We start from the raw sequence: 15,093 nt of genomic DNA on the forward strand, positions 1-15,093 counted from the left end.
TTAAAAGAGGAGAATTGGCATGACACGTGACGTTTGTCAGTGAAAAATAGGGTTTCGTCACCCAGGCAGAGACACAAGATTAACTTTCTGGCAGCATAATGCTTATCATTAATCAGGTATATCCATGTCTCAAGTTTCCAAACATCCGCTTATTGCGCAGATAAGTAAGCATCTTGTCCCTCAGCTTGCATTGCTTGCTGCGGTGTTGTTTTTGTCAACCGAGTTCATGCTAATGCAGCAGAGTAGCGACGGTGTTTTTTTCGTTATCACTGTTCTTCAGCTTACGTTAGAAACATTACCTTTATTTGCCGCACATCTTTGGCTAGTCCATAACAGTGGCATTAAAGCATGGTCAGGTTGGCTGGCTACCTTTATGTTGTATTCACTAGTGTGGAATATCTTTACAGAAAACAATGTCAGTTTTTCTCAGTGGACGTTACTTTCTTTTGAAGGCTGGCTATTAATTGCAATGGCCAGTCTTGGCTATCAAATCCCCCATTACCTGGTTAAGAAAAAGCGAAGCGATAACATGTCACTGTTGTCGAAACTACTGTCATTAGATGGCGTAATTGTGACACTGACTGTACTTTGGGCTTTGGGTATCGCCGCTGTTTTCAACTCAACGCCAGACGCAGTTAACAACCAACCTATTGCGCTCAGAATTGATTTAGGAAGAATTGTGACTCAATTTGGTAGTTTTATAGACTACTTGTGGCAGTTTATGGTTATCGGTTCCACGGTACTTTGCGTATATGGCGTTAACCGCTACGTGCTAATACGCAAAATCCTGACGCATCATGGTGTGTATGCTTTTTGTGCCTCGAGTTTTATCGCAATTATCGTGCTGACGCCTATTCTGGCCAACGTTGTTTTGCTGTTGCCGATGAATTTAGATACTTGGACGTTTCTGCCTTCAGAGAATTATAATCCTTTCGATACACTGAATTTTCAGGTGTGCTTTGCTTTGATGGCCGTCACTACTCCGGCAATATTAGCGTTTGAGCGTCAATTCCAGGACCGACAGATGGCGCAAATTGCCCAACATCAAATCGAGACAGAGCTGAAATTACTGCAACAGCAAATTAATCCGCACTTTTTATTTAACACCCTGAACAACCTATATGCGCTAACGCTAACCAAATCTGAACATGCGCCTGATATGATCATGCGCCTCGCCAACTTGCTACGTTACACAGTTTATGAAGGCAGTAAAAACGAGGTGCCCCTGCAACAGGAGCTGGACTATCTGAACGATTACCTTGCTTTGCAGCAAATTCGAAGCGGTGGTAAATGTCAGGTACAGATATCACTTCCTGATAAAACAGCGCGTTGGGCACTGCCGCCATTGTTGTTGATTATAGTGCTGGAGAATGCGTTCAAACACGGCGTAGAGCCCAGTGATCACCTAATTCATATAGAAGTAAACATACAGGTGAATGAAGGACGTCTTATATTTTGCTGTAAAAATGACTTACCTAACACAAGGCCGCACACCCAACCGGGTATTGGACTGGCAAACTTGAGACGACGGTTGCAACTGCTGTTTCCCGATAATCACGCACTTACTTCACAACGCATTGACGATAAATGGGTCACGTATCTCGAAATGGAGCTGAAAGAATGTTGAAAGCACTGATTATCGACGATGAACCGCTTGCTCATGAGGTGATAAAACACCATATACGTAAACACCCCGATATTGAGGTTGCCGGCCATTGCTTTCACGCCACAGAAGCCCTGCATTGGTTGGCCGAGCATTCAGTTGACCTCATTTTTTTGGATATTAATATGCCTGTGCTGACAGGAATGGAAATGCTACGCGTGCTTCACAACAAGCCTCAGGTCATCATCGTCAGTGCTTATCAGGAATACGCGTTGGAAGGTTATGAACTTGATGTCACTGACTATCTTGTTAAACCTGTTAGCGAAGCGCGCTTATCTCAAGCCCTTGATAAGGTGAGAAAACGATGCCAAAAGTCCATTCCAAATGCGCCCAGTAATCCATCAATTGTTGTGAAAGTTGACCGAGAAAAACGCAAGATCGATATTAACTCCATCTTATATCTTGAAGCGTACGGTAACTATGTAAAACTGTGGCAAAACGACACAATGTTGTTAGTAAACAGTACCTTGAAACAACTTGTTGCAGAGCTTCCTGATGAGCAATTCATTCAGGTTCACAAATCATTTGTTGTGAATACGGCAGTTGTAATTGGAGTCGACTCAGAGCATATCCGTCTTAAAGGTGAGAAACGGATAAAACTGGGTAAAGTGTATAAACAAACCCTAAATGATTTGTTTTAACTTCAATTTGCATCCTAACGTTGAAAATTAGCATCTTTTTGTAGCGTCAAGACTCCTTAACGTTAGGGCCTCACCGTCAAACATCATTCATGATATTTTCGAATAACGGCTACCTTACTGTCTTCTATTTCAAGTACTTCCATCATTACTGACTGGCTCGGGACCAGGTTAATGATATGTAGAGTATTGCGATTTATCTCACTAGTGCCAGCCTCATTGAATAACTTCCTCACCGGTATGTGTGAGATGTTTGATTTCTTTTAGACTGCCATCTTCTCCGTACACATATCGCTGTTGCGCGACCCCGTTTTCTATGAGTTGACCATTCGTATTCAAGTATAAAATCTCGTGAACTCTATGATTTGAATTGCGATGAAGCCTTTGTATTGCATGCCCATGCTGGGGGTGTAAAAGCAGTTGATTTTGGTCGTCTAAGTATTCTAGGGAAGTAAGATTACCAAGTTGGTCGAATACATATGTTGAAGCAAATTCGCCATTGAGCCAAACTCTTTGGCCATGCTCATCATAATATTGCTGGGTGTAACTGCGGATCAGCCCTAATTCACGGTTGTACCACGTCATCTTGTACACCCACTTGGCATGCCCTGCTTGTGTAGAAGATTGTGGCAAATTAATAAGTTCTCCGGCTTCATCTCGATGACTCCATCCTAACTCATTGCCGAAATCATCAAAATCTAAGCGAAACTCGGCATAACCAGCGACTGGATGTAATGCCTTTTCTCCAGAGTCATCGAGATTCAAAACCTGGTACAAATATCCACGTTTGTCAGTCGTTATCATACTGTGAGTAAATGGCATAAAGTCCCCCATCAAACCAACAGGTGAACCCTTATCATCAAACTGTCTCTGGGTGAAAGCGTTTTTATTGATAGTCTTTTTTACAAATTGGTTGTGACCATGTTGGGTAGTAATGGCCTCTCCTGCGCTATTGAACAAGCTTAGCTCAGTTCCAATTTTTGTATGCTTGTAGTGCTCTTCATGAATATCACCACCACCGTAGTAATGGCGCCACATGGAAGTGGGTTTACCTTCGATATCATAGTATTTTCTGGAATAGCCGTCTGCGCGATACTCATAGCTGACTCTGTGTGCTTCATAATAAGCTCGACTAGATGCTTCGGCTTTTCTGAAGTATCGCATTTCCGAAAGTCTGCCATTTGCCAAATACACTACCTTATAGTGACTGTATTGGTCACTTTCGCTGCAGGAAATTTCTCCTCGAGGGTTATATTCAAGAAACGGAGAAATAACACCCGTAATTTTGCTAAAGCAACGCGTTTCTTCGGCGCTTACATTGGTCGCAAACCATGATAATAAGAAAACTACCACTGAATACTTGAACACATTAATACTCCGAAATTTAGGCCTCGGTGATTCACCTATGTAGGCCAACCGATAAGCAATGAATGCATAGATATGATGGCTAATGGTACGGAAAAGCTGAGTGGACATGTAAACATCAGTCGACTTTTACAATACTTATGCTTTATGTCTATTCTCAGAGGCGAGATAAGCCTCAGCCAAACTGTCGAATACGTTTGATGAATTAGGGTATTACCTAGTGTAGTTTCAATATAAATTTAGCTTTTTTGTATGTGAACCTTATGTGGCAGACCGGCCATTTTTATATTGATTTTGGCCACACTAAAAAACACCAGAAAGCCCACACCAATCGGATACACATTATCAACAAGAAAGCTATCTATGAGCACAGCAACGGGTACAGCGATCATGCTAGACAATGAACCAATCAAGGCTGCGCCTAATCCGGCAATATGACCTAACGGTTCCATCGCCATGGCATTCATGTTGCCAAACAAAATCCCCACAAAAAAGAAGCCCACAAATAACACGGCTATGAGGGCGAGTAAGGGTGGTAAGCCATCACAAACTAATAAAAGCGCTAACAGTATCACCGCAAAACTAATTGCTCCGCGCAATGCATGCTTCACCAATGCATGCATGCCAAATCGCATGACCATTCTGCCATTAAAATAGGAGGCCAGACCAATAGAAAACGCCAATGTGGCAAAAATATAAGGAAAGGCTTCACCTGCGCCATAATAGCCTTGGAAAATAGTTTGCGACGCACTGATATATGCCAGGAAGGCACCAAAAATGCAGCCCATTGCAATGGTATAATTCATCACTTGGCGGTGTGTGAGGACAAAGCGGGCTGAGTAACCGAGCTTTTTCCAGGAAAAGGGCTGACGATGCTCAGCAACCAAGGTTTCAGGCTGCCTCAGATAAAACCAGCCACCGCCAATTAGCCCCACCACCATAAACATCGCGAATATCGCCTCCCAGGAGTGAAGGTCTAACATTAGCTTACCCACTATGGGCGCCAGCATGGGCACTAGTATGAATACCATCATAATAAAAGACATGACGCGAGCCATTGCATTACCCGCATACAAGTCACGGATAACCGCCAGCGATGCGATGCGCGGCCCAGACACACCAAAGGCCTGCACCAAACGACCCAGTAAAAGCATTTCCATGGTTGAGGCCAGCATACACATGACTGAACCCAGCAAAAAAATGAGCAGACCCAAGGCTATCGCAGGCACTCGCCCCTTGGCATCTGCAAATGGACCAAAAAAGAGTTGTCCTACCGCCATGCCGGCAAAAAATAAAGACACGCTCAGATGGGTTTGTTGTGTGCTTGTTGCATTAAGCTCAGCGCCGATCACATCTAATGCGGGCAGAATGGCGTCAATGCTCAGCGCGACTAGCGACGTTAAAAATGCCATAAGTGTGACAAACTCGGGCATAGATAGGGTAGGAGCGACTGCTTTTTTAACGTTTGCTTGCATAGTACTGGCCTGAAAATTGGGCGCAAAGTATACGCTGTTCGAGCCATTATGTATTGCCCTAATACCTTGTACTCATACTTTGACACAAATTATTCATTTCAGTCATGGAGAAAAATTGCGGTTCAGGTACTCTAAGCCCTCATACAGGTATCTGCCGAATCTCGGCCAACAAAGGGTAGCCATTTAACCATCGTGCGCTTACACATTCTTTTCCTGCTGACGTCTCTGTGTATTTTTGCTTTTTCTGCACGCGTGCATGCGCTGACAATAAAAGGCGTGGAGAACAGTGACATTCGCAACAATATTGCCGTCCATCTTGGTGCGCTTAATATTGACATGGAAAACGTTAATGACGCTTTTTGGCAGCGACAAATACAAGACGCAATAAATAAGGCCGTTCAACCCTACGGATACTACAACAGCGAATCCGCACTTTATGTGGTGAATAACAAGCTGAGCGTCACGGTAACACTCAATTCTCCGCTTGTTGTGACAAACCTGACACGGGAAATTATTGGTGAAGGCCGAGAAGATAAGGGGTTTAGAGACGTTTTTAACAACTTTCCCCTCAAAGTCGGAGATGTGCTATATCAGCCCAAATATGAAGACTTCAAATCAGCCATGTTTAGTTACGCACTCACTCATGGTTTTTTTGATTTTGCCTGGCAAGCGAGTCGACTTGACCTGGTAAGGGAAGAACAAGCAGCCAACATTTTGCTAATCGCACAAAGTGGCCCTCAATATTATTTCGGCGATGTTGTTATCAAAGGCGATGCAAGGTCGGTCGCCATCGTCGAGCGCATCAAGCCGTTTAAAAAAGGAGATAAATACAGTGCGGAGAAGCTGACTAGTTTCAACCGCAGACTCAATCAAACGGGTTATTACCAAAGGGTGATTGCCCGTCCCGTCGTGCAAAAGGCAATAGACAGGCATGTGCCGATAGAAATTACACTGACCCACAAACCTAAAGATTTGTTTAATGTGGGTATAGGTGCCTCCAGTGATGAGGGCCTGCGTATTCCGCTACAATGGCAACGTCCATGGGCAACAAGACGCGGTCACTCGATTAGTGCAGATTTATATGCTTCACAGCGAGAGCAGTCCATTTCATCCAACTATCGCATTCCCATGCAGAATGTTAACGATGACTATGCCAGCATTGGTATTGGTTATAAGTTCCTCGATGACACAGAAAATAGCAATACCAAGAGCGATACCTTGTCGGTGTCAGCCAGGCGTTTTTGGCGCGAAGAAGCGTCGAACTGGCAAAAGAGTGTGTCACTGACCTTTGAACGGGAAAACTTTACGCAGGGTTTGCAACCGGCTCAAACGACAGATCTGCTTATGCCCGGCGCGTCGCTTACTTATATTGACCGAGGCGAGACCATTAATATCAATCAAGGTTTATACTTTAGCACGTCGTTACAAGTTGGTAGTGAAGCCTTATTATCGGATATTGATTTACTCAAAGCGACTGCCCGAACAACGTGGATCCACAGCTTAGGTAAGCACAGATTCAAACTCCGGGGCGAAGCAGGCGCAATATCCACGAATAATTTCGACAGGGTGCCTTCTACCATGCGTTTTTTTGTTGGCGGAGACCAAACGGTTAGGGGCTTTGCCTTGAATTCTATTTCGCCGTTTGAAGAGCAAACAATAGATGGCAACACAACACGCACCCTTTCTGGCGGCCAGTACCTTGCAGTTGCCAGTATTGAATACACCTATCCAATTTACGAAAATTGGCGGGTCGCCCTATTTTTTGACGCAGGCACAGCAACCAATAACTTTGATGAGGGTATCTCCCGTGGAACAGGATTCGGCTTTCACTGGATAACGCCTGTTGGTCCAGTTCGCTTCTACTTTGCTTTTGGCAAGTCAAATGTCGACGACAGCAGTTTTCGTTTCCATTTCGCCCTGGGGCCAGAATTATGAGTAAACGGCTGGCATATATTATCTTGATAATGACGGCGGTCATTGGTTCTTTGAGTGCGTTCATCGTTAGCCCTTTGGCAACGCCGTTGATGAAATGGTCAGCAAACAAATTTGTTGAAGGACTGTCCGTAGAGAAGATGTCAGGCAGTTTATTGGGGAACTTGTCACTTTCAGGTATTCGCTATCGTCAGCCGGGTACCGAGGTGCGAATTGAGACAACGACTCTCAATCTGGATTGGTCCTGTATTGACGCGGACAACATTTGTATTGAATCCGTAACCGTGTCTCGGCCCGTTATCACACTCAGCAACACGGATGCCGACGCTGAAGATGACAGTGTACCAAATACAAATATCGAGCTGCCAGTAAGGTTAGTCATTGGCAGGATTAAGGTCACTGAGATCCAGCTGGCCTCATCACCCTATTCAGTTGAAATCAGTACCTTGACTACGGCATTGACGATGCAAGACACGGTGTCAATCAGTCAATTGCAGTTGCGTGATATTGCCATAAAGGATGCTTCTTTGCCTGCGCCAGAGACGCCCTTTGCAGGCATACAATATACAGCGCCGAGCCTGCCAACAGTTAGCCTGCCTATTGCCGTTGACATCAATGATCTCAATATTCAAAACCTGTACTATGAAGCCGCCACTTCGCAGCAATCGGTCGATTTAATCGCAAGTTCGGCATTGCGTGCGAAGGGTGAAACCATCAGTTGGCAAGCCTTAACGATACAACATACACAAGGGCAGGCATCCACATCAGGTGAAATTGCTTTGCGCGATGACTATCGTATTGATGCTTGGCTGTCTGCATCTGCAAACATTGATGAAAACACCCAACAATCCTCAGAGTTACAGCTGAAGGGTTCACTGGCGAATCTGGATTTTGACATCGAACTTGCAGGGCTCGTAGATGGTAACGCCACACTCAAACTGAATATACTAAGTGACACCTTACCTATACAGGGTAGGTTAAACTGGCCCGCGCAACCCGTTGGTTATGCGTCCGTCGAATCACTGCAAGCGGGTGAGCTGGTCGTTCAGGGCGAGATAGCCAACTACAGCATGCAACTTGAATCTGGGCTGAAAGAATCAACCTTGGGCGATATTCGTTTATTGGTCGACTTTGTTCTGACAGACAGAAGCTTTTTAGTCAACCACCTCGATGCGAAACTACTTGGGGGCGACATTTCGACCCGAGGAAAAGTAAATTTTGTAGACGGCCTTAGCGGGACTGGGTTTACCAAAGCGAAAGGAATAACCCTTACGCGATTACTGCAAGGCAATCAAACACCTCAGCCTTGGCAGGAGTTGTCTCTACCTCAAGCGGAGTGGCAATACGTATTGCAGCAACGTCCAAATGGCATAGAGGTTTTGCTGGGTGATATCAATGCCCAAATTACTCAGGCCAATAGCAAAGCGACACTGCTTGGACAGGCGGCTTACTCGCAAGGTAATGACTTAGGCGTCGCTACGCTAACCTTGTCTCAAAACAATACCAATAATACTGTTGGTATTACTGCGCAGGTTTTGAATCAGCGCTTTATTAATGCAAAACTCAATCTGGCAGTTCAGGATATCGCAACATTTGTTGCGGGTGTTGAAGGCACAATACAGGGAGACGTCAATATTGCTGGGGAATGGCAAAACCCTGCATTTGATGCCCATATTATGGCTAAGAACATAGTGATCCCCGACAGCCTGTCACCTGAACTGGCACAGCAAGGTACACTTGAAGCCTCTTTTGCCGCCGAAGGCAATGCCTTTGATCATGTTTTGAACATCGCTTTTTCAGCCTCGGATGCCAGTTTGCAGGCGGCATTAAATGGCGGATACGAGAATGATGCATGGCGTGGGCAATTAAGTCAGTCACTGCTGCGAATTAAAAATACGCAGTGGTATTTACAAGCACCGGCAGCTTTAACGCTTCACACTGACAATGGTCACGTTAATGTCGGTGCTCACTGCTGGTTACTTGACGCAGACCCAGCGAAAGCTTGCATTGAGCAAGCGTATTACAAGGCAAAGCAAGCATCTGCACAATTTGAAATATCAGCATTACCGGTTGGCGCTTGGGCTAAGCCATTTGTACCAAACCTTTCACAGGTTTCAGACTCGGCGCGATTGCAGTTGTTGGGTCAAGGTGGCTATGACTCGTCGGGTAAAATGACAGCTACGGCTTCTGCCAGCATCAATCCGTCTACCTGGACGTTTGCAGAAGAGAATCCGGTAATACTTACCTTGGAGAATTTGCAGTCTGAACTTGTACTTGATGGAAATACACTAGATGCAACACTTGATTTTAGCAGTCCTGAGTTGGGCAAAGCGAGCGCTAAAGTACACACTAATATTACGAACCCAAACGACAGCACCAATCAGGTGGAACTGTTTCTTTCTAACATAACCCTCGATCCCATTACAGATTTGTCACCTTCTATTCATCAACTGAGCGGAAGTATCAATGGTCAGCTCTTACTGACAGGCGGTGTGCGAAAACCAAATATTGAAGGGGCCTTTACACTTAAAAACGGTAATGTTGAAGTAGAGCAGTCCCCGCTTCAGCTCACTAATTGGGAACAGGAACTGGTATTTAACGGGCTTAGCGCCAGTATTGAAGGAAGTCTAAATATCGGGGAGGGACAGGGTGAAATCTCGGGCTTGATTGACTGGTCAGATACCCCCATTGTTAACTTAGCGCTTGAAGCAAATGACATTGCGCTGACGCACGAGAAATCTAAGCTCACGTTGTCACCCAATCTCAATGCCACTATATTGCCTGACTCCGTAATGGTATCGGGTCAGGTTGATGTACCTTACGCCAGGATCAAGATTGACAGTCTGCCAGCCAGCGCAGTTTCACCGTCAGAAGATGTTTATTTGCGTGGCGAGCCGCCTGAGACAGATCCAATTAAAGCCATTAATGCGGATGTCTTGATAACCTTGGACGAGCGTAAAGCCGGAGAAGTAAAAGTTGATGCGTTTGGTCTAACCGCCGATTTACACGGGGGCTTACAAATTCTCAATCAACCTTCTGTTGTGGGATACGGTGATTTACAAATTCTCAATGGTCGCTATCAGGCTTATGGTCAAAACCTGTTAATACGGACGGGGGAAGTACAGTTTAATGGCCCGCTTTCTCAACCTTTTTTGTTTGTGGAAGCCATTAGAGATCCCCAACTCACAGAAGATGGTGTTGTTGCGGGCGTACGAATAGACGGTGCAGCTACAGGCCCCACCGTCGAACTATTTTCCGAACCAGCCATGGATCAGAACCAAAACCTGCTCTATCTGTTAAGCGGCAGCGGTAATCTTAACGCGAGTTCAAGTGAGGATGAGACAGCATTTCAGACCGCTTTACTGGGGTTTGGTTTAGCCAGTTCAGGCACCTTCACCTCAGGCGTAGGTGAGGCACTGGGTATAGAAGATCTATCCCTGACAACCGTTGGTCAGGGCGACAATACGCAAGTTGCCGTTAGCGGCCGTATCGCTAAAAACCTCACCTTGCGATACGGCGTAGGCGTATTCGACAATGAAACTGAAATCGCGCTGCGTTACCAGATTATTCCTAAACTTTACATTGAGGCCGTTCGAGGTATTAGCCTGGCTGTTGATATGTATTACGAGTTTGCTGTTGGAGAACTAGAAACCGAACCGGCGAAGTAGCGCCGGTTCTTTTTATTAGATGCGTTAACCTTGCGGTTTTATGTATCCCCATTCAGTTAAACGGGCATAGGCATGCTTTGCCTGTTCGCCTTGATTAACCTGCTTCAAAAAACGCATGTATTCAGTGGCAGCTCGTTCTTTTTCTTGCATACGATCAAGTGAGAAACCTTGAAAAAATACGGAGTTAGGGTTACCGGGCATTCTCTCTTCATAGCGCCGGAACTCGTTAAATGCACTTTCATTTTTCCCCAGCTTTAGTTTAGTTACGCCACTCAAATGAACCGCTTGCGCTTCTTGAGGATAGACCGATTTAGCTTTCTCTAATAAGCGTTCGGCCTGAGCCAGTTTTTCTTGTGTAAGCTGGCATTTTGCACTCATTACCAATCCACAGTAATCGTTGGGTGCTCGCTTCAATGCGGACTCAAAATGCGACTCCGCAGCAGAAAAGTTACCCTTGTTCATCTCATTTTCAGCTGCCTGAATGCCTTTAATAGTTTCCTTGATCCGGCGTACTTTGGCCGTGGAGTCCATGTATCTGTCTTTGTTGAACGAGCGCTTTTTTTCCGCACCATATTGGCTGTTAACCTGAGCAACGGCTGTTTGGTAGCGCTCTGAGCTCATTGGGTGTGAAGAAAACATTTGCTCAATGATATTGGGTTCTCGTTGTTTAGTGCCATTAAGCATTTCCATCAGTCCAACCATGCCTTGCGGATTTTGCCCCGACTTGACCATATACTCTACACCAAGACTGTCAGCCTCCCGCTCATTGTCTCGGCTATAACGTGACAGCAGAGCACCAGCCCCCATACCACCAAGCGTATTGACGATATCTGTATATTGATTGTACTCAGATTGCGCTGTGAGCACGGTGGCAGCACTGGCAAGCATACCAGCAAGCTGACTGCGAGTAGCACGCTCAGCCGTATGACGAGCATTGACATGGGCAACTTCATGCCCAATTAGCGCCGCTAGCTCGGCCTCATTTTCCATTTCCAGTAGAATGCCCCGCGTCGCGGCTATACTGCCTCCAGGGAATGCATAGGCATTGACATAGGTCGCATTAACCACTTGAAAATTATAGGGCATATGTGGACGGTGAGAAATCGCTGCAATACGCTGACCGACTGAGTTCAAATATTGGTTCAGTGCTGTATCCTGACTCACGCCATAGTCAGATGAAAATTGATGTGGCGATTGCTGTTTGTCTATGGCAATTTCCTGCTGCTCTGACATTAATACAAAACCGCGCTCACCAGTGACGGGGTCGGTACTCATACAACCTGTTAGTGGGGTAACCATGGCTGCAGTCCCTGCACACCCCATTAGCCATAAAAACTCTCGTCGGTTAATTTGATTTTTGGTGTGGTCCTTAAACGATGTCATTCGCTATTCCCCTTTATTCTATCGATTATTTTATAGTAACAGCTTCTCTCAAGACTGCTGACAAATATCGGCAAAACGACCTTTAACCAGTTGAAGTAGAATATCGGGAGCCAGTTCTATCTCTAGGCCTCTGCGGCCGCCGCTGACAAAAATGCTTGGGAAGTTACCGGCAGAGCTGTCGATTACCGTCACCAATGACTTCTTCTGCCCCAGTGGGCTTATCCCCCCGAGTACATAACCGGTTGTGCGCTCAGCAAGGCTTTTATCAGCCATCATGACTTTTTTGGCGCCTAACACCTTGGCCACCTTCTTCATATTAAGCATAGAGGTGACAGGAATAATACCTACCGCCAAGCGATCATTGTCCAATGACACCAAGAGTGTTTTAAAGACCTGAGCGTGAGATAGGCCAAGCTTTTCTGCAGCTTCTACACCATAAGACGGCTCAGAGGGGTTATGTGCGTAAGTATGCACATGAAATGTCACTTTTGCTTTTTGCAGTGTAACGATTGCCGGCGTCATTCTGTAACTCTAAAGTACTGAATTACATGTTAGCGGCAAATGATTGATGTTTGCGGCGGGCCAAAAGTACAGCACCTTCAACAGGCGTGCACAAGGCAGGGGCGCATTGCTTTTGTAAGTCTTCAGGTAAATAAGGTAACAAGCTTTCTGCAATACCACCTATAACACTGAAGCGTTGGGGCCGTTTATTAAGGAGTAAACGCGCATAATTTGCGGTAAAGCGAGCCGCTTTGTGGACGATCTCCAGCGCGGTTTCGTCTTCCAGCTTTGCCCACTCAAACACTGTGGGTGCCAGAGCTGCAAAATAGACTGGGGGCTGCTCAATACTCGCTGACACCATTTCCGCAGCAGTATTACAACCCAGCTTCTTACACACAGCTTGCGCAAGATCAGAGGTTGGCACAACACCGTCTAGCGTTTCTAATGTATGCCGCACTGCACGAAGGCCTAGCAGGGCACCACTTCCTCCGTCGCCCATTAACAACCCGTGGCCACCTACTTCACAATAATCGCCGTTGAGTGAAATACCGCCACAAAACCCCGTGCCTGTGATAATCACAGCACCTTCCCCACCACCATGAGACCCCACTAAGGCAACGTGTAAATCTGTCGTCACCTGGAGGCTATGAAAAGGATGCTGCCAAGCATTCAGCTGACTGGCGTAACTGTCTACATTTGCCCCTGCTACACCAATGCAGGCGTGTATACTGGACAACTGTGACGAAGAAAGCGATGCTTGTTGCAATGCTGCTGACGTCGCATCCATGATAGCGGCTTTGGCCGCAGGTATTCCTCTGACCAGGTTTGATGGTCCTGCCAGTCCAACACCCAGCAGATTGCCCTTGGCGTCCTCTAATCTGGCTCGGGTATTTGACCCTCCACCATCAACCCCCAAAAAAAATACTGTCACCTACAATCCTTACAGTCTCTCTCACTTCGCTAATCACTACTTTATCGTTACCCAATAGTGAATGCCAGAGTATAAGTTTCACTCACGGCTTTACGCTGTCACTATTACATTCAGATTGGTTTAAATAAACCGGTCAGTTGTAATGAAAGGTGCCAATAAAAAAGGCGCTGAATAGCGCCTTTGTTGTGTTAGTGGTTGATACCGAGCTTCTTCTCAAGATAGTGGATATTAGTACCACCATTGAAGAAGTTTTCATCGGCCATAATTTGGCGTTGCAGAGGAACGTTAGTCTTGATCCCCTCAATAACCAGCTCTTCAAGTGCATGACGCATACGTGCAATGGCTTCGTCACGGCTTTCGCCATAGCTAATGAGTTTACCGATCATTGAGTCATAATAGGGTGGTACGCTGTAACCCTCATAGACATGAGAGTCCCAGCGAACTCCTAGACCACCAGGCGCATGAAACATAGAAATGTTTCCTGGGCTAGGAATAAAGGTCTCTGGATCTTCTGCATTGATACGACACTCTATCGCATGGCCTCGAATTTTCACTTGAGACTGATCAAGTGACAATGGTTGCCCGGCGGCGATGCGCAATTGCTCTTTAATTAAGTCAACGCCGGTTATCATTTCTGAAACGGGGTGCTCAACCTGAATACGGGTATTCATTTCTATAAAATAGAACTCGCCGTTCTCATAGAGAAACTCGAACGTACCCGCACCGCGATAGCCGATTTCTACACAGGCCCTACAGCATCGTTCACCAATACGGTTACGCATTTCTTCAGTCACACCAGGTGCAGGCGCCTCTTCAACCACTTTTTGGTGACGGCGCTGCATAGAGCAGTCACGTTCTCCCAAGTGAATAGCATTGCCCTGACCGTCTGCAATAATCTGAATTTCGACGTGGCGTGGATTTTCAAGGAATTTTTCCATGTAAACCATGTCGTTACCAAAAGCGGCTCCAGCTTCAGCTTTGGTCGTCGCAATCGCGGATTCCAGTTCGTCTTCACTGCGAACTACGCGCATGCCGCGTCCACCGCCACCACCTGCTGCTTTGACAATAATGGGGTAACCGATACGCTTCGCTATGCTTTTATTGCGTTCGGTATCTTCAGTGAGCGGACCGTCTGACCCAGGCACACAAGGCACACCCGCCTTTTTCATAGCATTAATGGCCGACACTTTGTCGCCCATCAAATTGATGGTTTCACCTTTTGGACCAATAAAAATAAAGCCACTTTGTTCAACTGCGTCAGCAAACTCTGCATTTTCTGCCAAAAATCCATAGCCGGGATGAATAGCCACTGAATTAGTCACTTCTGCCGCTGCAATGATACGCGGAATATTCAAATAACTTTCAGTAGCAGAGGCATTGCCGATACAAATTGACTCATCTGCCAGCAGAACATGCTTCAACGCTCTGTCTGCCGTTGAATGCACTGCCACTGTCTTAATGCCAAGTTCCTTACAAGCCCGTAAGATCCTTAGTGCTATTTCGCCTCTGTTGGCGATCAATACTTTATCTAACATGG

The 15,093-nt window shown here is 45.9% G+C and carries 10 protein-coding genes; 4 read left to right on the forward strand and 6 right to left on the reverse strand.

The genetic code is table 11. The annotated features are described in order from the left end of the window. Positions 1-124 precede the first annotated feature (124 nt). Positions 125-1,627, forward strand: a complete 1,503-nt coding sequence (locus tag DRW07_RS10800) for a sensor histidine kinase (RefSeq protein ID WP_124027926.1) — start codon at positions 125-127, stop codon at positions 1,625-1,627. After that, on the forward strand, positions 1,621-2,304 hold the full coding sequence (locus DRW07_RS10805) for a LytR/AlgR family response regulator transcription factor (RefSeq protein WP_124027927.1): 684 nt from the start codon (positions 1,621-1,623) through the stop codon (positions 2,302-2,304). The genes DRW07_RS10800 and DRW07_RS10805 overlap by 7 nt, the downstream gene beginning before the upstream one ends. A gap of 213 nt (positions 2,305-2,517) precedes the next feature. On the opposite strand, the gene DRW07_RS10815 is transcribed toward DRW07_RS10805, so the two are convergent. Both DRW07_RS10815 and DRW07_RS10820 read right to left on the reverse strand, forming a co-directional pair. Then, on the reverse strand, positions 2,518-3,777 hold the full coding sequence (locus DRW07_RS10815) for a hypothetical protein (protein ID WP_165870475.1): 1,260 nt from the start codon (positions 3,775-3,777) through the stop codon (positions 2,518-2,520). 128 nt (positions 3,778-3,905) lie between these two features. Further along, the gene (locus DRW07_RS10820; RefSeq protein ID WP_124027929.1) at positions 3,906-5,141 is read right to left on the reverse strand and encodes a multidrug effflux MFS transporter; all 1,236 of its coding nucleotides are present in this window, start codon (positions 5,139-5,141) and stop codon (positions 3,906-3,908) included. A 192-nt stretch (positions 5,142-5,333) separates the two neighbouring features. Between DRW07_RS10820 and DRW07_RS10825 the strand changes: the two genes are divergently transcribed. Continuing rightward, on the forward strand, positions 5,334-7,076 hold the full coding sequence (locus tag DRW07_RS10825; RefSeq protein WP_240630569.1) for an autotransporter assembly complex protein TamA: 1,743 nt from the start codon (positions 5,334-5,336) through the stop codon (positions 7,074-7,076). Further along, positions 7,073-10,741 (forward strand): translocation/assembly module TamB domain-containing protein, encoded by a 3,669-nt coding sequence (locus DRW07_RS10830; RefSeq protein WP_124027930.1) that lies wholly within the window; start codon positions 7,073-7,075, stop codon positions 10,739-10,741. The genes DRW07_RS10825 and DRW07_RS10830 overlap by 4 nt, the downstream gene beginning before the upstream one ends. Before the next feature lie 24 nt (positions 10,742-10,765). Here DRW07_RS10830 and DRW07_RS10835 read toward each other — a convergent pair whose 3' ends face one another. The 4 genes from DRW07_RS10835 to accC all read right to left on the reverse strand — a co-directional run bounded on the left by DRW07_RS10835 (position 10,766) and on the right by accC (position 15,091). Then, a complete protein-coding gene (locus tag DRW07_RS10835; RefSeq protein ID WP_124027931.1) occupies positions 10,766-12,124 on the reverse strand; it encodes a M48 family metalloprotease in 1,359 nt (452 codons plus the stop codon). 48 nt (positions 12,125-12,172) lie between these two features. Further along, a complete protein-coding gene (gene ybaK, locus DRW07_RS10840) occupies positions 12,173-12,646 on the reverse strand; it encodes a Cys-tRNA(Pro) deacylase (protein ID WP_124027932.1) in 474 nt (157 codons plus the stop codon). A 22-nt stretch (positions 12,647-12,668) separates the two neighbouring features. Further along, entirely contained in the window at positions 12,669-13,556 is an 888-nt protein-coding gene (locus DRW07_RS10845) for a glucosamine kinase nucleotide-binding domain-containing protein (protein ID WP_124027933.1), read from the reverse strand. A gap of 188 nt (positions 13,557-13,744) precedes the next feature. Beyond that, on the reverse strand, positions 13,745-15,091 hold the full coding sequence (gene accC / locus DRW07_RS10850) for an acetyl-CoA carboxylase biotin carboxylase subunit (protein WP_124027934.1): 1,347 nt from the start codon (positions 15,089-15,091) through the stop codon (positions 13,745-13,747). Positions 15,092-15,093 lie beyond the last annotated feature (2 nt).

The sequence above is a fragment of the Paralteromonas sediminis genome (assembly GCF_003820355.1).
GTDB classification, from domain to species: Bacteria; Pseudomonadota; Gammaproteobacteria; order Enterobacterales; family Alteromonadaceae; genus Alteromonas_F; species Alteromonas_F sediminis.